This window comes from Brevibacillus sp. NPDC003359 (assembly GCF_042878995.1).
GTDB lineage: Bacteria > Bacillota > Bacilli > Brevibacillales > Brevibacillaceae > Brevibacillus.
This window is the reverse complement of the sequence record NZ_JBIAOR010000002.1, coordinates 39,325-58,962: the sequence shown is the minus strand read 5'-3', so window position 1 is coordinate 58,962 and position 19,638 is coordinate 39,325. Positions and strand designations below refer to the sequence as shown.

The following is a 19,638-nucleotide window of genomic DNA, read 5'->3' as shown; positions in this document are numbered from 1 at the left end:
TCATGTAGGTTCTCTACACTCCGCTCCTCCTTCATCAGGTTCTCGCCACTTTCTCGGTGCTGAAAAGCCGACTTTTTGACTTTTCATTTTAATTTAGGAGGGAAAGGGACATGATGCCACAATCGGTTTACATTCACATTCCCTTTTGTACGAATAAATGCTACTACTGTGACTTTAACTCATTTGTGACGAACAATCCGCAGCTCATCTGGGATTATTTAGATGCGTTGAAAAGTGAAATGGAGCTCACCTTCAGTCAGCAACCAATCGAGCAGGTGAAAACGATCTTTGTCGGCGGAGGGACGCCTACGTTCCTCGATCACGCCCAAATGCGCGCGTTTTTGGAAATAGTACAAAAGCAATTGGGCAAGTACTGGGCAACTGATATTGAATTTTCGATGGAAGCGAATCCGGGAACGACAGACATGGAAAAGCTGCGCATCATGCGTGAGCTCGGCGTCAATCGTCTGAGCTTTGGTGTGCAGTCCTTTGACGATGCTCTCTTAAAACGATTGGGACGCATTCACGACCAGGAAGCCGTGTACCGCAGCATCGATAATGCGAAAAAAGTAGGCTTTGACAACTTTAGTATCGATCTGATGTTTGGGTTGCCGGATCAGACGCTGGATATTTTCCGCCAGACGTTGGACAAGGCGTTTGGGCTCGGTACCACACATTTCTCCGCATACAGTCTCAAGGTGGAGGAGAACACGCTGTTCCACACGCTCTACCAAAAGGATCAGCTGCCACTTCCTTCTGAAGAGACAGAGCTTGAGATGTACATGGTACTAATAGAAGAGATGGAGCGTCACGGATACAAGCAGTATGAAATCAGCAATTTTGCAAAACCGGGCTTCGAGAGCAAACACAATAAAACCTATTGGCTCAATCGTGAATACTATGGGTTGGGTGCAGGTGCCCACGGCTATGTATGCGGCCATCGACATGTGAATGCTGGACCACTTGCGATTTACATGCAGAAGTGCAAGGAAGGGCTGCCGCGTGTAGAACAATTCGAGGTACCGCGTGAGGATGCCATGGAGGAACAGATGATTTTGGGGCTGCGATTGAGAGAAGGGGTTGACCTTTCGGCGTTTGCATCCCGCTTTGGCGCAACTGTTCATGATGTTTTTGGGACAATAATAGAAGAAGAGAGTTCCAAAGGAATGCTGGTAGAACAGGACGGGTTTTTGAAGCTGACGAAGCAAGGGCTTCCGCTCGGAAATGAGGTATTTGCACGTTTTCTCCGCTAATAACGAAGGAGAACTGGCGAAATATGAGATTTTTTGTCTCAGGAACTAGTGCAAGCTCGTTGACAAATCCTTCTACTATTGATACCTTAGTATATAGATTTAGCACTCGATAAGCATGAGTGCTAACAATCCAACAGGAGGCGAGCGACATCCATGTTATCAGACCGTCAACAAATGATTTTAAACGCGATTGTCGATAATTACATTCATTCTGCCGAACCTGTTGGCTCCAGAACTATTTCCAAACGGGAGGACATCGGATTCTCTTCGGCAACGATACGCAACGAGATGTCTGACTTGGAGGAGCTGGGATATTTAGAACAGCCCCACACATCGGCGGGACGTGTGCCTTCTACAAAAGGATACCGCTTCTACGTCGATAACTTGATTCAGCCTCATCTTTTGGAGGAAGCTGAATTGGGTAAACTAAAGCAGTTGTTTGCCGAGCGTATTCTCCATTCTGAACAAGTGGTAGAGTACACTGCCCAGATTCTCTCTCAACTGACAAACTACACGGCGATTGTCTTGGGTCCAGAGATTTTTGAGCATCGGTTAAAACATATTCAAATCGTTCCTCTTAATGAAAAACAGGCTGTGGCGATTGTGGTGACGCATACTGGTCGAGTGGAGAACAAGCTGATCGATCTACCAGAAGGCATTGGTGCCGGGGAAATCGAGAGACTCGTCAATCTGTTGAATGCAAAGCTGACCGATGTGCCACTATGGCAGCTTCGGCAACGGCTTTATCAAGAGATTTCCGGTGAAATGCAACGTCATACAGAGCAATATGAAGAAATTCTTCAGCTTCTCAACAACTCGCTGACGCAAGAAGAAGAACGAGTATACTTACGCGGTGCGACCAAGATCTTGAACCAGCCAGAATTCCGAGACGTTGATAAAGTCAAGGATATTCTGGAGCTATTGGAGCAGCACGATCAATTACTGAATATGATCGGCATGCAGGGTGATGGTCTAACGGTACGCATCGGACAGGAAAACCAGCTAGACGCGATCAAGCAATGCAGTATTATTACCACTTCTTATTCGCTTGGAGGCAAGCCAGTAGGAATGGTGGGGATACTTGGCCCGACGCGAATGGAATACGGCAAGGTTATTACCGTGCTTAATCATTTGGCGGAAGGCTTATCGCGCATGCTGACTTCGCAGTTTGAGAAATAAATGGAGTGAAAGGCTAAACAGTCTTTTTGACTGGGAAAGGCCGTCAGGAGGTAGTGACGTTGAGCGAGGAAAAAGTAACGCAAGACCCGACTCTCGAAGAAGAACAAGTAACACAGGATGCAGACCAAGCGGAAGCAACCGAAATGAACGGGGAGCAAGAGGCTGCTCACTGGAAGGCTCAGGCTGAGGAACATCAAAACCGCATGCTGCGCGCCATGGCTGATATGGATAACCTCCGCCGCCGTGTTCGCAAAGAGCAGGAAGACCTGGCTAAATACGCTTCCCAAAAAATCGTGGAAGAACTTCTGCCCGTTCTCGATAATTTCGAGCGAGCACTTGCTGCTGACAAAGATTCCATGACAGTAGATTCCCTCTTGGAGGGTGTAAACATGGTATATCGTCAGATGGTTCAAGTTTTCGATAAAGAAGGCTTGACCGCGATTGAGGCAAAAGGAAAACCATTTGATCCGCACATTCATCAGGCGGTAATGCAGACACAAGACCCTGAGTTTGATTCAGGTGTCGTTGTAAACGAGCTGCAAAAAGGATATATGTTCAAAGACCGCGTCGTTCGTCCGGCGATGGTTCAAGTAAACGAGTAAAATCCAAAGTACTAAAAATCACTAGACGTATAGTGTTAGGAGGACATTTTGTATGAGTCGCGTAATCGGAATTGACTTGGGAACTACCAACTCTTGTGTAGCAGTAATGGAAGGCGGAGAGCCTGTCGTTATTGCCAATGCGGAAGGAAACCGTACCACACCATCTGTAGTTGCATTTAAAAACGGCGAGCGCATCGTTGGGGAAGCGGCAAAACGCCAAGCCATCACGAATCCAGACAATACCGTAATCTCGATCAAGCGCCACATGGGTACTGCTCATAAAGAAACGCTTGAAGGCAATGCATACTCGCCTGAGCAGATTTCTGCTATGATTCTGCAAAAGCTGAAAGCAGACGCGGAAAGCTACCTTGGTCAACCTGTGACGCAGGCAGTGATTACGGTTCCAGCATACTTCAATGACAGCCAACGTCAAGCGACAAAAGACGCTGGTAAAATCGCTGGTCTAGAAGTACTGCGTATCGTGAACGAACCAACGGCAGCTGCTCTTGCATACGGTATGGAGAAAACAGAAGATCAAACTGTTCTCGTATTCGACTTGGGCGGCGGTACCTTTGACGTATCCATTCTCGAATTGTCCGATGGCTTCTTCGAAGTAAAAGCGACCTCCGGTGATAACAAGCTGGGTGGAGACGACTTCGACGATGTAGTTATGAACTACCTGGTGAGTGAATTCAAAAAAGAACATGGCATCGATCTGTCCAAGGATCGTATGGCACAACAACGTTTGAAAGACGCTGCTGAAAAAGCGAAGAAAGACCTGTCCGGTGTTCTGACTACGACCATTTCTCTGCCGTTCATTACAGCAGATGCAACCGGTCCAAAACACTTGGAGATGAACCTGACTCGCGCAAAATTCGAAGAGATCTCCGCTGATTTGGTAGAGCGTACAATGGGCCCAACTCGTCAAGCACTGAAAGATGCAGGTCTGACTCCAAGCGAGCTGGATCGCGTGATTCTGGTCGGTGGTTCTACTCGTATCCCAGCGGTACAAGAAGCAATTAAGAAATTTACAGGTAAAGAACCACATAAAGGTGTAAACCCAGACGAAGTAGTAGCACTGGGAGCGGCAGTTCAAGCAGGTGTACTGACTGGTGATGTGAAAGACGTCGTTCTTCTCGACGTAACTCCACTCTCCCTGGGTATCGAAACATTGGGTGGCGTATTCACCAAGTTGATCGATCGCAACACGACGATCCCAACAAGCAAATCCCAAGTGTTCTCTACAGCTGCTGACAATCAAACATCTGTAGAAATCCACGTTCTCCAAGGTGAGCGTCAAATGGCGAACGACAATAAATCTCTCGGTCGCTTCAATCTGTCCGATATCCCGCCAGCGCCACGCGGCATCCCGCAAATCGAAGTTTCCTTCGATATTGACGCGAATGGAATCGTAAACGTACGTGCAAAAGACTTGGGTACCGGAAAAGAGCAACGCATCACGATCACTTCCAACTCCGGTCTGTCCGACGATGATATCGATCGCATGGTAAAAGATGCTGAGTTGAATGCAGAAGCGGACAAACAACGCAAAGAGCAAGTAGAAGTTCGCAACGAAGCTGACCAACTCGTATTCACGACTGAGAAAACACTGAAAGAAGTAGAAGGCAAAATCGACCAAGCTGAAATCGATCGCGCTAACGCTGCGAAAGATAAAGTGAAAGCTGCTCTGGAAGGTGGCAACCTCGATGAGATCAAGACAGCGAAAGATGAACTGTCCGAGATCATCCAACAAATTTCGGTGAAGCTCTATGAGCAGGCTGCTCAAGCGCAAGCTGCACAAGGTGGCGCTGAAGGTCAAGAGCCGAAGAAAGACAATGTCGTTGATGCTGATTACGAAGTGGTAGACGATAAAAAGTAACACGCTGGAACTGTGAGGGGAGATCTTTCTTCCCTCACTTCCCACGATGTGACCCATGAAAGTCAAAGTCACGGAATGCTGACTTTGACTTTTTTTCAAGTCTGTCACATGCTATGATAACAGTTGACTGTCATGGGAGTGATGTAGGAGATGAAACGTGATTTATACGAGGTTCTGGGCGTTGCAAAGGACGCGGACGCTGATGAAATCAAAAAAGCGTACCGCAAGCTAGCTCGCCAGTACCATCCGGATGTAAATAAAGAGGCTGACGCGGAAGAAAAGTTCAAAGAAGTAAAAGATGCGTACGACATCCTGTCCGAGCCACAAAAGCGTGCGCAATATGACCGTTTCGGTCACCAAGACCCGAATCAGGGCTTCGGTGGTGGAGGTTTTGACGGATCAGGCATGGGCGGTTTCGGAGACATTTTTGATATGTTCTTCGGTGGTGGAGGCAGACGTTCGAATCCAAATGCACCGCGCAAAGGATCTGATCTGCAATTTGGCCTCAGCATTGACTTTATCGACGCGATTTTTGGAAAAGAAACCGATGTGGAAATTCCAAAAGAAGCAGAATGCGATACCTGCCTTGGTTCTGGTGCAAAGCCTGGTTCCGGTGTAGATACATGTAAGACTTGTAGTGGGACAGGACAGCAAGAAGTGGTCGCGAACACGCCGTTCGGCCGAATCGTCAATCGCCGTGTGTGCTCTACTTGTGAAGGTAAGGGTAAAGTTGTCAAAGAAAAATGTTCGACCTGCCGTGGCAATGGACGTGTAAAGATACGCCGCAAAATTCATCTCAACATCCCAGCAGGTGTGGACGATGGAGCACAATTGCGCGTAACAGGTGAGGGAGAACCAGGCGCAAACGGTGGACCTCCAGGAGATTTGTACGTCGTATTGCGCGTCAAGAGTCATGAATTTTTTGAGCGTGAAGGAAATGATATTTACTGTGAGGTTCCGCTTACTTACGCGCAGGCAGCACTTGGTGATGAGATCGAAGTTCCGACCGTCGATGGTCGCGTGAAGCTGAAGATCCCTGCGGGTACTCAAACGGAGACATTCTTCCGCTTGCGTGGAAAAGGTGTTCCGCATCTGCGAGGAAACGGTCGTGGAGATCAGCATGTCAAAGTGCGCGTCATTACACCGACCAAGCTGAGCGATAAACAAAAAGAACTGTTGCGTGAGCTCGCCGAACTGTCTGGAGAAAAGCCAGGACAGCATGGGGGAGAAGACGAAAGCTTTTTCGAAAAAATGAAACGGGCATTCCGCGGCGAGTAATCCGTCGCGGTTTTGTCCGCTTTTTGCCTAATGTTTCATGTAGCGAAGTCGATTAAATGAAAAGCCCGATTGGGAGCTTATGTGGGGAGTGGTAGATTCGTGAAATGGTCAGAAATCAGTATCCATACTACAGCGGAGGCTACGGAGGCGGTGTCAAGCCTCTTGTATGAATTGGGTGCCAATGGTGTCGTAATCGAAGACCCGGAGGTGCTCTATCGTGAGTGGGATACCCCCTTTGGCGAAATCTACCAGCTTTCTCCTGATGATTTTCCGGCCGAGGGCGTATTCGTTAAAGCATACCTGCCGGTTGACAGTAGCGAGTTGCTAGACGTTGTAGAAGAGCTGAAAGAGCAATTGGCGCAGTTGATCGAGTACGGTCTGGACATCGGCAAGGCATCGATTGCGGTAAACGATGTCCACGAAGATGAATGGGCCCACGCCTGGAAAAAATATTACAAGCCGGTTTATGTGTCTGATCGCATGACCATTAAGCCAGTATGGGAAGAGTACGAGCTGAAGCATCCAGATGAGATCATTATCGAGATGGACCCAGGCATGGCATTTGGAACAGGTACGCATCCGACGACCATTCTCTGTCTGCGTGCACTCGAAAAGTATCTGGCGAAAGGCGATCAGGTGTATGATGTTGGGACAGGCACTGCTATTTTGAGTATTGCTGCCATCAAGCTCGGAGCAAAAGATGTGCTTGCGATGGACTTGGATGAAGTGGCTGTACGATCCGCTCAAGCCAATACCGAACTGAATGGTGTGCATGAGCATATTAACGTGAAACAAAACAACTTGCTCGACGGCATCGTGGAACAGGTAGAAGTGGTTGTCGCCAACATTTTGGCGGAAGTTATACTGCGATTCACGGATGATGTATTCCGTGTACTGAAGCCAGATGGTACCTTCATTGCTTCCGGTATTATTGCTGCACGGGAAGCGGATGTGAAAGCGGCTTTGGCGGCTTCCGGTCTAGAGGTCGTGGAAACCAATTTCATCGATGACTGGGTAGCAATTGTAGCAAAAAAACGATAGAATAGTGGGGTTGGCGAGATGCAACGATATTTTGTCGAGCCACATTCCTTTAGTGAGAATGAGCTAACGATTGTCGGAGACGATGTACACCATATCGTAAATGTAATGCGTGCTCGGGAAGGCGAAGAAATCATCGTTTCTGATGGAGCGGGCAGGTCGGCACGGGCCAAGCTTGTCTATCTTTCTGCCAAGGAAGTGCGGGCAGAAGTAATCGAAATGCTTCAAGAAGAACGAGAACTGCCGATCCGGGTCACAATTGGTCAAGGGCTTCCAAAAGGCGAGAAGCTGGAGTGGATTTTGCAAAAGGGGACGGAACTTGGGGCGTACTCTTTTTTCCCGTTTTCTTCTGAGCGAACCATTGTAAAGCTGGACGCAAAAAAAGAAGCGAAAAAGCTAGAGCGTTGGCGCAAGATTGTCAAGGAGGCTGCGGAACAGTCGCATCGTGCTGTTTTGCCAGAGCTTTTGTCTCCTGTTTCATTTCGTGAGATACTTCAAGCTGGCCAGGCGTATACGCATTGCGCAATTGCCTATGAAAAAGAAGGCAGTACCACGATACATCAAGTGTTAGATGAGATGACTGCGGGCGATTCCCTTCTCGTCCTCGTTGGACCGGAGGGAGGCTTCTCTCCTGAGGAAGTGGCCCAAGCAGAGAGCAAAGGGTTCCTGACGGTTTCCCTCGGCCCGCGTATTTTGCGCACGGAAACGGCAAGCCAGTACGTTTTGGCCTGCGCTTCCTATCAGTTTGAACGAAAGGCTTCATCACTTCGCAAAGGATGAGCAGGAACAAAGCGGTTATGACCGTTTTCCCCTCTCTTCGGGGGACAAAAGTGTTGACCGCAAGCGGTCACATCCACTTTTATGAAAAACGTCGAGACGTTTTTCACGGAAAAGGAGGAATGGCAATGTCTACCGTTGCTTTTCATACATTGGGCTGTAAAGTAAACAGCTATGAGACAGAAGCCATCTGGCAATTGTTCAAGACTGACGGCTATGAGAGAGTTGACTTTGAACAAGATGATGCAGATGTTTACGTTATTAATACTTGTACGGTTACGAACACGGGAGATAAGAAGAGCCGCCAAGTGATTCGTCGTGCGATTCGTCGTAATCCCGAGGCGATCGTAGCCGTAACGGGTTGCTATGCGCAAACCTCTCCAAGTGAGATTGCGCAAATTCCCGGTGTAGATATCGTAGTTGGTACACAAGGGCGCGAGAAACTGATCGAGTACGTGGATCAAATTCGTGCAGAGCGCATGCCAATCAATGCAGTTGGCAACATCATGAAAGCTCGCGAATTCGAAGAGCTGGATGTTCCTAACTTCACGGATCGCACACGTGCTTCCCTCAAGATTCAAGAGGGCTGCAACAACTTTTGTACGTTTTGTATTATTCCTTGGGCGCGCGGTCTGATGCGTTCCCGCAAACCGGAAAGCGTCGTCGAACAGGCCCAAAAGCTGGTGGAAGCGGGCTATCTAGAAATCGTTTTGACTGGTATTCATACGGGTGGATACGGCGAGGATCTGGAAGACTACAATTTGGCCAAGCTGTTGGTTGATCTTCATCAAGTGGAAGGCCTCAAGCGCATCCGCATCAGTTCGATTGAAGCGAGCCAAATCACCGATGAAGTGATTGAGGTCATCAACAACTCCGATCGTGTCGTGCGCCATCTGCATGTACCGCTGCAAGCGGGCGATGACGAAGTGTTGAAACGCATGCGTCGCAAGTATACGACGGCTGAGTTTTACGAAAGAATGGTCAAAGTACGCGAGGCATTGCCAGGAGCAGCGATTACAACAGACGTCATCGTAGGCTTCCCGGGTGAGACCGAGGAACAATTCTGGAACGGATACGAGTTTATGAAGAAAATCGGTTTTGCCGAGATGCACGTATTCCCGTACTCCATGCGTACCGGTACACCAGCAGCACGTATGACGGATCAGATTCCTGATGAAGAAAAAAACGAGCGGGTAGCGAAGCTGCTTGAGCTCAATCAGGAATTGACCTTGGCATACTCCAAGAAATTCGTAGGCGATGTACTGGAAGTCATTCCGGAGCGTCCGTTTAAAGAAGCACCTGACAGCGGTCTTCTGATGGGCTACTCCGATAACTACCTGAACGTCGTATTCCCTGGCGATGAGAGCATGATCGGCAAGATTTGCAAGGTCAGACTGGACGAACCAGGCTCGGAATACTGCAAAGGGACTTTTGTACGTGTAGTGGAAACAGAGGCGCTGCCTTACCTGAAGGAGCGTGCTATATGAGGGAGATATCGGCAGGAGGCGTTGTATACCAGAAGCAAGACACAGAGTACGTGCTCCTATTGATTGAAGACCGCTATGGCAAAGTAACACTCGCAAAAGGGAAGCAGGAGATTGGCGAGACCATCGAAGAAACGGCTCTGCGCGAAGTTTTGGAAGAAACAGGCGTGGCAGGACGATTGGGTTCAAAGCTCGATATGATCACCTATGTGTATACGCACCCGGTGACGGGCGAATCCGTCGACAAAGAAGTGCATTACTATTTGGTGGAAGCATACAACACAGAGATCACTGTACAGCTCGAAGAAATCAATGATGTCCATTGGCATCCGGCAAGAGAAGCTTGGGAATTGCAATTGCAACGAGGATACCGTAACAATGACAGCATTTTTCGCCTTGCATTCGAACAATTAGGGATAGAGGTGTAGTTCTATGAACATGAACAAATTTATCGATCACACGCTGTTGAAGCCTGATGCTACACAAGAGATGATTGACAAGCTGTGCGCGGAAGCAAGAGAGCATGACTTCATGTCTGTATGCGTAAACCCTTATTGGGTAAAGCGCTCTGCTGAACTCTTGGCAGGCTCTGATGTAAAAGTGTGCACCGTGATCGGATTCCCTCTGGGAGCGAGCACCATCGAGTCCAAAGCAGCTGAAACGCGGGATGCAATTGCAAACGGAGCGACTGAGGTGGATATGGTACTGAACGTAGGTGCCCTGAAATCCGGTGATCTAGAAACTGTCAAGAAAGACATCGCTGCTGTGAAGCAAGCTGCTGGTGATATTCTCTTGAAGGTGATTCTGGAAAATTGCCTCTTGACCGAAGAAGAAAAAGTAGTCGCTTGCAAGCTCTCCGTAGAGGCTGGTGCTGATTACGTGAAAACATCCACTGGTTTTTCAACTGGTGGTGCAACCGTAGAAGATATCGCCCTGATGCGCAAAACAGTAGGACCAAATGTAGGTGTAAAAGCGTCTGGTGGCGTTCGTGACGGCGAAACAGCAGTTGCGATGGTCGAAGCAGGAGCGAGCCGTATCGGTACGAGTTCAGGTGTTTCCATTGTAACTGGAGCAAATACAACAGGCAGCGGATACTAATACGAAAGAAAAGCCTGGCCGAGGTAAGGCCGGGCTTTTTCCGTCCTGCATGCTGTTGTTCCTATAGAGAGAGGATAGGGAGCGGGGAGGAGATTAGCAAAATGAAATTTGTTAAGGGAATCGTCATCCTGTTGGCTTTTTATGGAGTGGGCGTAGCTGCGAGCAAATGGCTGCATATTCCCTTGCCTGGTAACTTGGTGGGAATGCTGCTGTTAACACTGGGACTGTGCATGGGATGGATTCGGATGGATTGGGTCGAACAAGCGGGCACTTTTCTAATCCGTCACATGTTGCTCTTTTTCGTCCCGATTATCGTCGGGGTGGCTTCCTATTTAAACGTGTTCACCCAAAATCCATTGCCAATCATACTATCCATGGTTCTTGGACCATTTTTAGTTATGCTTGTGACAGGTGTGGTGGTTCAATGGTATTTGAAGCATCAAAAACAAAAGGCAGAGCCGTCCTTGCAGCAAGAGGGGAGGACTCTGGATGCTTAGTCAATTTTTCGCTATTTTGGTATCGATAGCAGGGTACAAAGGCGCAACTATGATCAACGCTCGATTCCAACGATTGCAGCCTCTTTTGGTGGCTGTGATCTTGGTTTGGGCCATGTGGTGGGCGTTCAGCGGCGATTGGGAGGCATTTTCTGCTGGAGGCCAGTGGATTTCCTTTTGGCTTGGCCCCGCAACGGTGGCACTCGCTATTCCTTTGGCTAAACAGATCAAGGAGTTTGCTCATATTTGGCGTGGGGTTTTGCTTGGTGTATGCGCAGGCTGTGCAGTCGCGATCATCGTCGTTATCGCTGTTCATTGGTGTCTGGGTTCAGATGAGCTCGTATTCAAAAGCATGCTTAGCAAATCCGTGACCACCCCGATTGCCTTGGAGCTGAGTCGTTCCATAGGTGGGGAACCTGCGCTAGCGGCGTTTTTTACTGCGTTGACAGGGATGGTTGGTGTGTTGATTGCCCGTCCTGTTCTCAAATGGGGTAAAATCACTGATGATTGGGCAATCGGGATCGCTATCGGTACGAGTGCACACGCCATTGGTACGGCTAGCTTGAACCGCGTTTCCGCTGTTCAAACGGCAGCGTCAAGTGTCGCAATGATCGTGGCAGGCGTCATTACTTCCATCTACTTGATACCATTTTCTTTCTGAAGGTGAGATCCGTAGGGCGACGTTTATCCGGGATCAGCCATTGAATGAAGCGAGCAATCTGCGGTACGAATGGCAGTGCGACCAGAGAGCAGACGAGATTGAAGATGGTCTGTGAATGGGCGATCTGCATCGAAGGACTATCCGTTAAAAATGCACTGACGAGGGCAAGCTGGGAAAGAAACGGTAAAAAAACAATCGCGCCTGCGACGTTGAAGAGCGTATGGCACCATGCGACCTGCTTGGACGCCGTATTCGTGCCAATAGCAGCGATGACAGCGGTAAAACAAGTTCCGACGTTCGCACCGAGTACGATGGCGAGAGCCGTTTCCATCGAAAGAATTTGATGACTGAGCAGGCCCATCGTGATCACAGTCGTAGCGGAACCACTATGAATGAGCGCGGTGAAAATGATCCCGGTAATCAGTCCAATCCAGATGGAATGACTGCTCTCCAGAAAAAGCGAACGAAATGTCTCAGACTGCTCCAAAGGCTTCGCCATGACTTTCAATGTATCAATTCCGAGGAAGATCAGTCCGAATCCTGCGACGACGAGACCAATGCAACGAATGTTTCGGCGCGGCATCAGCCATAGAGCCACTCCGATGAGGAGCATGGGAATGGCAAAGGACTCGAGCTTGAGCGCAACGAGCTCCGTTGTCACTGTCGTGCCCAGATTGGTTCCCAATATGATGCCGACGGTTTGTGTGAACTGGATGATGCCGGCGTTCGTCAGCCCAATCGTCAGGACAGTTACCGCACTGGAGCTTTGCAAGACAAAAGTGGCAAGTAGACCAATCCAGAAGCTATGGAGAGGGGTACGAGTAAATCGCCCCATCCATTCTTCCATTTTTTTGCCGGCGAGGTTTTGAAAGCCGGAGCGCATGGCGTACATACCGAACAGAAAAAAAGTGAGCCCAAAGGTAAAAGGGGCGAGGATGGAGACTATCACAAGATACGTTCCTCCCTGTCCATTTTTAGCAAGTTACTATAACGCTATGCCTGTACAAGGGCAAGCATGACAAGAGGAGGAATAGCTGCATGGCACGTGTGCTATTGAATCAACATCGGAAAAAGCGGCTAGAAGTAGGACATCCGTGGATTTTTCAATCAGAGGTATTAGAAATTCAAGGGGATGTAGAACCAGGTGAAATCGTCGAGGTCACCAATCATAAAGGATATTTTTTGGCAAAGGGCTACATCAACCCGGCCTCGCAAATGATCGTACGCATTTTGAGCTACGACCAAAAGGAAGAGATCGACTATGACTTCTTCTTGCGCAAAATCAAGCAGGCAGCAGAATTTAGGACGAGATTTGTGGACAACCCTCGTGCTTGCCGCGTCGTTTACGGCGAAGCTGACTTTTTGCCAGGACTGATCGTCGATCGCTACGAGGACACATTGGTTGTCCAAGTCCTCTCATTGGGGATGGAGAAGCGCATCGATTGGATTCGGGATGCACTTGTAGAGGTATTTGCACCGACCGGTATTTATTTGCGCAATGATGTCTCTGTGCGTGAACTGGAAGGGCTGACACAGGGGAAAGAAGTTCTGTACGGAGAATGTCCGCGTGAGGTATTGATCGAAGAAAACGGACTGAAATACTATGTCGATATCGTAGAGGGGCAAAAGACCGGCTTTTTCTATGATCAGCGGGAGAATCGTGCTTCCATCGCGCCATTGATGAAAGGCTGGGGTGAAAAGCACGGCATTACCCTGACGACGATGGAAGTAGACGGCGAGACAAAGCAGGTGCCTGTAGACAAGCGCGGTAAAGCGATCAAAAATCCGTTTTGGGATGGCGCAGAGGTATTGGAGTGCTTTACACACACAGGTTCCTTTACTCTGAATGCTTGCAAGCACGGTGCTAAAAAAGTGACAGCCCTCGATATTTCCGATCACGCTATTGAAACAGCGAAGCGAAACATTACACTCAATGGCTTCCTGCATCGTGTAGATTTTGTTGTGGCTAACGCGTTTGATTACTTGCGTGAAAATGTTGAGGCAGGGAAGAGCTGGGATGTAGTCATTCTTGATCCGCCAGCGTTCGCGAAATCGCGTGGAGCAGTGAAAGGCGCTTGCCGTGGTTACAAAGATATTAACTTAAACGGGATGAAGCTCGTCCGATCCGGTGGATTTCTCGTTACAGCGTCTTGCTCGTACCATATGTCACCTGAGCTGTTCCTGCAAACGATACAAGAGGCAGCGGTCGATGCGAAAAAGATATTGCGCCTGATTGAATGGCGAGGCGCGGGCAAGGATCATCCACAAATCAGTGGGGCTGACGAAGCTCATTACTTGAAATTTGCCATCTTTGAAGTAAGAGATCGTCGATAGAGAAAAAGAAAAACAGCGTCCGTATAACAATGGCGCTGTTTTTCTTTTGGTTTCTGTCTGATTTACGACTTTGGTTTTTCAAAAATCAATTCGAAGTATTTGGCGATACCGTCGCCTCCGATGCTTGGAGCAAAGATTTGCACCAAACGCCAGCCTTCCTTGGCGTGTTCGTGGACAACGGTCTGATAATCTTCTTTTGGTTGCCGTCGAAAAGAAGACAGCTCAACTCGGACGAATTTGTATTCAAACATGTTCTTTCCCCCCGCTTGTATCGTCTCTCTTTTTATACGGGCGACGAGCGGAAAGAGTTGCAAAAAGAATGTGAATCATTTCGAACAAAGAAATAAGTGCTCATGAAAATTGCTTGTCATCTTTTACACGCCTGACAAGATCGAGAGCCTGCTTGAACCCGAGTTCCTTGCCTAAAAAGACTTGTCCTTCGGCGGGGGTAGAAGCGCGGGCCTGGCTTAAATTCTGAAGCTCGTGGGTCAAGAGATGCTCGACCAGATATAGCTGTACCTGACCAATTTCCCGCTCGCTTTTCCGATCACGCTCCTTGAATTTAGCACGCTGCTGACTTTCCTCCACGTACTTGTGAATATCATCCTCCAAAAAATGCGAGGCATTGCTAATGATATGGCGGTAGTCATCCGTTTGGGAGGGAATAGGACGGATGGTGTGACCGAGATGGGCGAGAAGAAATTTGTTCAAGACGATTGAGTCTCGGGTGTAGTTGTTATGCAGCAGGGAATATTCCCCCCAAAAAGAGCCACTGTCCTTATCGTAACTGTGCAATAATGTGTAAGAAGAGCAGTACGTGCAGTACAACAAATAATCTCTCATGGAAATCCCTCCAAAAAATAGCTCCATGACAGGAATTTTATTTACATGGTATGAGAAAAAACGTGAGCAGGTGATACTTGCTTCTCTTGTTTTTGGCGTTTGGTTTGTGTATGCTAATTGACGGGCTCGGCCCGGTAAATAGAGCAGATGTTGGGCTTTTGCATAGCATAGGAGAGAGTAGAAACTGGGTAGACTCTCCGTTTTCGTAACGGAGGGGAAAGGAGCATGACACAGATGGGAAATCAAAAGATTCGACTGGGCATTATTTATGGAGGAAAATCCTCAGAGCACGAAGTTTCATTGCGTACAGCCATGTCCATTATGAAGGCTGTAGATGCAAATAAATATGAGGTAACCCCTGTGTACGTTCAATTGGATGGCTCTTGGGTGACTGGAGAAACACTGGCTGGTCAACTGCCGGAGAGGATCGAAGCGTTGCGCTTATCGGCAAAAACGTCAGCCATTACCGAGGCAACAGAGACAGGGAAAGAGCTGGCAGTCGCAAGCAAGCCAGGGCCGCTGTTTTCTATGAATGAGCAATTGGATGTTGTTTTCCCTGTGGTTCACGGACCATTTGGTGAAGATGGGACGATCCAGGGATTGTTAGAATTGGCGAATATCCCGTACGTGGGAACCGGAGTAATGGCTTCCGCTATCGGAATGGATAAATGGATGATGAAGACCGTCTTTGCACAAGCTGGACTTCCGCAAGTGAAATATGTAGGCTTTCTGCGCTCGCAATGGGAAAAAGGCCAGGACGATGTCATGGATCGGATCGAGCGTGAACTTGGCTATCCGTGTTTCGTCAAACCTGCGAATATGGGTTCCAGCGTAGGGGTTAACAAAGCGAAAAATCGTGAAGAGCTCAAGCACGCATTAGAGGTAGCTGCCAAATTTGACCGCAGATTGATTGTGGAAGCGTTCGTTCAAGCACGTGAGTTGGAGATTGGCGTTTTGGGGAATGAAGAACTGATGACATCTGTCGTTGGGGAAGTCATTGCCGCTAAAGAATTCTACGATTACGAAGCCAAGTACAAAGGGGCGGGAACAGAGCTCTCCATTCCTGCGATCGTTCCCGAGCATGTATCCGTACAAATCGCGGATATAGCCAAGCAGGCCTTCCAAGCACTCGATGGCTCTGGCCTTTCCCGTATAGACTTTTTCTGGGATGATAAAAACGACAAGCTCTACATTAACGAAGTGAATACGATGCCAGGCTTTACGCCGTTTAGCATGTATCCAATGCTCTTCCAAGCTGCGGGTATGAGCTACAGCGAGCTGATCGACCGTCTGGTGCAACTCGGTATCGAGCGACATGCGGATAAAGGTCGCAATGTCGTAGATGCGGAAGAGTTGGACTAATCATGAGAAAAAGATGCTGATGAATCGGCATCTTTTTTCTTTTGTATAAAATTAGGTAACCAAATTGTAATGGGGCACGTCTGAGTATTGATAATTGATTAGGAGGACCTTAATGAAAAAACAGTTCTTGCTCTCATGTTTGCTAGCTACTCTGCTAAGTTCCTTTTTTCCTGGACAGACGGGTGCAGCCAATCCTACATCACAGGACCCGCGAAAACCTGACATGGTGACGATTTATCATGCGACTCCGGATGGAAAAACGAAAAAAATCCAAACCAACATGCCCTTGATTCATCGGGCAAGCATTTCACCCTCAGGGAGATTTGTGTACGGAGAACGAATCGGGTATGGTAAGGAAGATCCGACAATCCCTTTCCTGTACGACATTCAGACGAAAAAGCTGATGCAATTGTCGGGCATTGCCAAGTGGTCAAACAAGCAGGACGTACTGTACATCCGTGAAAATGACGGAATCGTCAGGCTTACAACGACAGACGGTAAAAAGACTGTACTCGTTCCGGGCATTTTCCAGTATCCAGTGCTCGATTTTGCGATTTCACCGGATGAACAGTACGTGGCTTTTACCCGCAAAGATGAAAAAGCTGCTGATTCAAAAGGAAGTGCTCATCTCTACATTCAACATCTGCCAACGCTTCAAATCAAAAAGCATGATCAATATGAGTGGAGACAAGACAAAACTGCACTAGAAGAGAAGTATTATTGGATGCCAAATTCCAAAAAGCTGTTTTACCTAACGAAAGAAGCTTCCAAAGAATTGGACATCCCCACAGGGATGAAAACGGTTCACAAAACGACCGCTCTTCCCTCTTACTCCAGCGATATGAAGTATCAGTATATCAAGACCGAACAAGAACGATATTTGCTGGATCTGCAAACAGGGAAAAAGAACTTACTACTATTCGAAGAGGAACACGCAGTAGACCTGTCAAGAATCTTATGGTCGCCAGTCGGCCATCTGTTTGCGGCTGAACAAATTTTAACGGCGTCACCGAGCTCTTTAGATGTTTACATGCTGCTGTTCGTGTTCCAAGAACCCAACAAATACGGAAATCCGTTCGGCAGTCATGTAAATTCCGGGATGTTTGGCCCCTATATGTATGGTAAAGACAACTATCAACTGATTGGTTGGGCAGGTGATGGTAAATCATTTTATTTTGCTGATCTTGCTTCTACTCATATTTACGATTTTGGTCCGGGCAAGCTTAACTGGGAAACGTATGAATTTTATGAAAAACGTTAGCTTGTAAGCACGTCGGGAGTTCGTTTTTGTCTATGCAGAAAAGTTGGACGAATCATGAGAAAAAAGATGCTGATGAATCGGCATCTTTTTTCTTTTTGTGTAGGATGATGGAACGAATTTCTGTCAGCCTATATCTCCTAACTGTACAAGATGAATATTATCACTTGAAATGAGAATGATAATCGTTTACATTATTTATGGGACGTTTTACCAGTTATGTAAGTCGCAGTGCTTGGATAAAAAATTGGATCAAGCAAGAGGAGAGGTAACATGTTCGTAGTCAAGCATATCGCAGAGCATGCAACGATGCAGAGCTTTCTCAATTGTTATCTCCGAGAAACAGGTAGGGGCGAGTGGATCAATCGGAAAGACGAGATTACGAAGCAGCTAACGAAAATCATACAGCCGAGTTCAACAGGTACGTACCTTCATTGCGAACTCCCACATCAGGGGATTTCTTTGTATGTTGGTGTCAAATATCATTCGGTGACAGGTAGGCATTTGTTTCATTATCCAGCTTGCTATCGAAGTGGTGACTGTACTCGTTTCGTTCAGGCGGATTATTTGACATTGGCTGTTCTTTTGATTAAAGAACTGACGCTTCAGCATGGGGAAAATGCAGTTCCAGATGAATTAGTCTTACGTATGATTCAAAGCTGCCAAAACATTGAGAAGTTTATTAGGACGCGCCAAAGTAATACGGAGATTTTATATGGAGTGGAACAAAATTTCATTGAAGCAGAACAGGCACTTTTGTTCGGTCATTTGTTCCATCCAACACCGAAGAGTCAGCAGGGAATACCTGAGGCCAAGCAAGCGATGTATGCACCGGAGTGTTGCGGGAAGTTTCAACTCCACTTGTTTGCTGCTCATCCGTCGATTGTTCACGAAAGATCTGGGTTAATAGAATCCGCTACTCAATTACTGAAGGATGAGTTTCCTTCGATACCTGGTGTCGATCCATCATTTTCAATCGTCCCGATTCATCCGCTCCAAGCAGAATGGTTACTTGAACAGGTAGTCGTACAATCCTTTATAGAGAAAGGGCTGCTTCTTTACCTGGGTCCAGCAGGTGAGGAGTATATGGCGACCTCTTCACTTAGAACGGTTTATCATGCTGAGAAGAAATATATGCTCAAGCTGTCCGTCCCAATCAAAGTTACGAATTCTTTACGGATCAACAAGTTAAGTGAGATGGAGATTGGTTTAGAGGCGAAGCAACTTTTGGAAACAGGGATCGGTGTGGTAAGTCGCAAGTATCCAGGTTTTGGATTTATCTCTGATCCTGCTTATATCACGATCACGTTGGATCAGGAAGAAGAAACGGGATTTGAAGTGATCCTACGTGATAATCCCTTTATGGGGAGTAATGCAGAGCAAGTCACGCAAATTGCTGCGCTTGTGCAAGATCCACTTCCTGGTTACAAGAGTAGGTTGGCAACGATCATTCACCATCTGGCCCAGAAGGAAGGCAAGGCAGTGGAAGTGGTGAGCTTGGATTGGTTCAAGCGATATTTAGATATTTCATTGAAACCAATGGTATGGCTCTATCTTACGTACGGAATTGGCTTGGAAGCCCATCAACAAAATAGTGTGGTCACTCTTAAAGACGGATACCCCGATCAGTTCTATTATCGTGACAATCAAGGCTACTATTTTTCAGAGTCGATGCAAGATGTATTAGAGGCAGAATTGCCTGGTGTTGGCAAGGTGAGCAGAAACATCTACAAAGACCATCTGGTAGACGAGCGAATCACGTACTACATGATTTTTAACCATATGTTTGGACTCATTAATGGATTTGGAACGGAAGGATTAATTGATGAACAAATCTTATTGGCAGAGATGCATGAGGTTTTGACAGAGTTTTTACCGATGAATCGAGAGTCGTCGAAATTCCTAGAGAATTTACTTACTCACGAAAAGCTTCCGTGTAAAGCGAATCTGCTCACGCGGTTCTACGATCTTGATGAATTAGCCCAACCAGAAGAGAGATCATCTGTTTTTGTTTACATAGATAATCCATTAGCGAAAGTAAAGCAGACCGAAAAAGCAGGGCTGCATGCTTTTGGATAGCTTACTTGCATCTAGATTG

At 47.5% G+C, this 19,638-nt stretch carries 19 protein-coding genes; 16 read left to right on the top strand and 3 right to left on the bottom strand.

Annotated elements, in window-relative coordinates; all coding sequences use genetic code 11:
• Positions 1-110: 110 nt before the first annotated feature.
• From hemW to ACFYU8_RS09760, 12 genes are all read left to right on the top strand, one after another.
• Positions 111-1,253 (top strand): radical SAM family heme chaperone HemW, encoded by a 1,143-nt coding sequence (gene hemW / locus ACFYU8_RS09815; protein ID WP_390297562.1) that lies wholly within the window; start codon positions 111-113, stop codon positions 1,251-1,253.
• A gap of 153 nt (positions 1,254-1,406) precedes the next feature.
• Positions 1,407-2,432 carry a heat-inducible transcriptional repressor HrcA gene (hrcA, locus tag ACFYU8_RS09810; protein ID WP_390297559.1) on the top strand — a complete coding sequence of 342 codons (1,026 nt, stop codon included), beginning with the start codon at positions 1,407-1,409 and terminating at the stop codon, positions 2,430-2,432.
• Positions 2,433-2,491: 59 nt separating this feature from the next.
• Positions 2,492-3,034 carry a nucleotide exchange factor GrpE gene (gene grpE, locus ACFYU8_RS09805; protein ID WP_390297556.1) on the top strand — a complete coding sequence of 181 codons (543 nt, stop codon included), beginning with the start codon at positions 2,492-2,494 and terminating at the stop codon, positions 3,032-3,034.
• Positions 3,035-3,086: 52 nt separating this feature from the next.
• Positions 3,087-4,913: a molecular chaperone DnaK gene (gene dnaK / locus ACFYU8_RS09800; protein WP_390297553.1), complete on the top strand. Its 1,827-nt coding sequence runs from the start codon at positions 3,087-3,089 to the stop codon at positions 4,911-4,913.
• Positions 4,914-5,063: 150 nt separating this feature from the next.
• Positions 5,064-6,191 carry a molecular chaperone DnaJ gene (gene dnaJ / locus ACFYU8_RS09795; protein WP_390297550.1) on the top strand — a complete coding sequence of 376 codons (1,128 nt, stop codon included), beginning with the start codon at positions 5,064-5,066 and terminating at the stop codon, positions 6,189-6,191.
• Between the two features lie 99 nt (positions 6,192-6,290).
• Positions 6,291-7,232, top strand: a complete 942-nt coding sequence (gene prmA / locus ACFYU8_RS09790; RefSeq protein ID WP_390297547.1) for a 50S ribosomal protein L11 methyltransferase — start codon at positions 6,291-6,293, stop codon at positions 7,230-7,232.
• Positions 7,233-7,250: 18 nt separating this feature from the next.
• A complete protein-coding gene (locus ACFYU8_RS09785) occupies positions 7,251-8,009 on the top strand; it encodes a 16S rRNA (uracil(1498)-N(3))-methyltransferase (RefSeq protein WP_390297544.1) in 759 nt (252 codons plus the stop codon).
• 125 nt (positions 8,010-8,134) lie between these two features.
• Positions 8,135-9,493, top strand: coding sequence for a tRNA (N(6)-L-threonylcarbamoyladenosine(37)-C(2))-methylthiotransferase MtaB (gene mtaB / locus ACFYU8_RS09780; protein ID WP_390297541.1), 1,359 nt, complete (start codon positions 8,135-8,137; stop codon positions 9,491-9,493).
• On the top strand, positions 9,490-9,918 hold the full coding sequence (locus ACFYU8_RS09775) for an NUDIX hydrolase (RefSeq protein WP_390297537.1): 429 nt from the start codon (positions 9,490-9,492) through the stop codon (positions 9,916-9,918). Before mtaB ends, ACFYU8_RS09775 begins: the two co-directional genes overlap by 4 nt.
• 4 nt (positions 9,919-9,922) lie before the next feature.
• Positions 9,923-10,588, top strand: coding sequence for a deoxyribose-phosphate aldolase (gene deoC / locus ACFYU8_RS09770; RefSeq protein ID WP_390297534.1), 666 nt, complete (start codon positions 9,923-9,925; stop codon positions 10,586-10,588).
• Between the two features lie 101 nt (positions 10,589-10,689).
• The gene (locus ACFYU8_RS09765) at positions 10,690-11,085 is read left to right on the top strand and encodes a CidA/LrgA family protein (protein WP_106841127.1); all 396 of its coding nucleotides are present in this window, start codon (positions 10,690-10,692) and stop codon (positions 11,083-11,085) included.
• The gene (locus ACFYU8_RS09760) at positions 11,078-11,743 is read left to right on the top strand and encodes an LrgB family protein (RefSeq protein ID WP_390297531.1); all 666 of its coding nucleotides are present in this window, start codon (positions 11,078-11,080) and stop codon (positions 11,741-11,743) included. The genes ACFYU8_RS09765 and ACFYU8_RS09760 overlap by 8 nt, the downstream gene beginning before the upstream one ends.
• On the opposite strand, the gene ACFYU8_RS09755 is transcribed toward ACFYU8_RS09760, so the two are convergent.
• Positions 11,709-12,692 (bottom strand): Na/Pi cotransporter family protein, encoded by a 984-nt coding sequence (locus ACFYU8_RS09755; protein ID WP_390297528.1) that lies wholly within the window; start codon positions 12,690-12,692, stop codon positions 11,709-11,711. The two genes, ACFYU8_RS09760 and ACFYU8_RS09755, sit on opposite strands and share 35 nt — an antisense overlap.
• A gap of 89 nt (positions 12,693-12,781) precedes the next feature.
• On the opposite strand from ACFYU8_RS09755, the gene ACFYU8_RS09750 reads away from it, so the two are divergent.
• A complete protein-coding gene (locus ACFYU8_RS09750; RefSeq protein WP_390297524.1) occupies positions 12,782-14,077 on the top strand; it encodes a class I SAM-dependent rRNA methyltransferase in 1,296 nt (431 codons plus the stop codon).
• 62 nt (positions 14,078-14,139) lie between these two features.
• On the opposite strand, the gene ACFYU8_RS09745 is transcribed toward ACFYU8_RS09750, so the two are convergent.
• Complete coding sequence (locus ACFYU8_RS09745; RefSeq protein WP_390297521.1) at positions 14,140-14,328, bottom strand: DUF4177 domain-containing protein; 189 nt, start codon at positions 14,326-14,328, stop codon at positions 14,140-14,142.
• A 100-nt stretch (positions 14,329-14,428) separates the two neighbouring features.
• The gene (locus ACFYU8_RS09740) at positions 14,429-14,920 is read right to left on the bottom strand and encodes a hypothetical protein (protein ID WP_390297518.1); all 492 of its coding nucleotides are present in this window, start codon (positions 14,918-14,920) and stop codon (positions 14,429-14,431) included.
• A 234-nt stretch (positions 14,921-15,154) separates the two neighbouring features.
• Here ACFYU8_RS09740 and ACFYU8_RS09735 point away from each other — a divergent pair, with 234 nt between their 5' ends.
• From ACFYU8_RS09735 to ACFYU8_RS09725, 3 genes are all read left to right on the top strand, one after another.
• Complete coding sequence (locus ACFYU8_RS09735; RefSeq protein ID WP_390298595.1) at positions 15,155-16,282, top strand: D-alanine--D-alanine ligase; 1,128 nt, start codon at positions 15,155-15,157, stop codon at positions 16,280-16,282.
• Positions 16,283-16,394: 112 nt separating this feature from the next.
• Positions 16,395-17,543 (top strand): WD40 repeat domain-containing protein, encoded by a 1,149-nt coding sequence (locus tag ACFYU8_RS09730; protein WP_390297515.1) that lies wholly within the window; start codon positions 16,395-16,397, stop codon positions 17,541-17,543.
• Between the two features lie 270 nt (positions 17,544-17,813).
• On the top strand, positions 17,814-19,619 hold the full coding sequence (locus ACFYU8_RS09725) for an IucA/IucC family protein (RefSeq protein WP_390297512.1): 1,806 nt from the start codon (positions 17,814-17,816) through the stop codon (positions 19,617-19,619).
• Positions 19,620-19,638 lie beyond the last annotated feature (19 nt).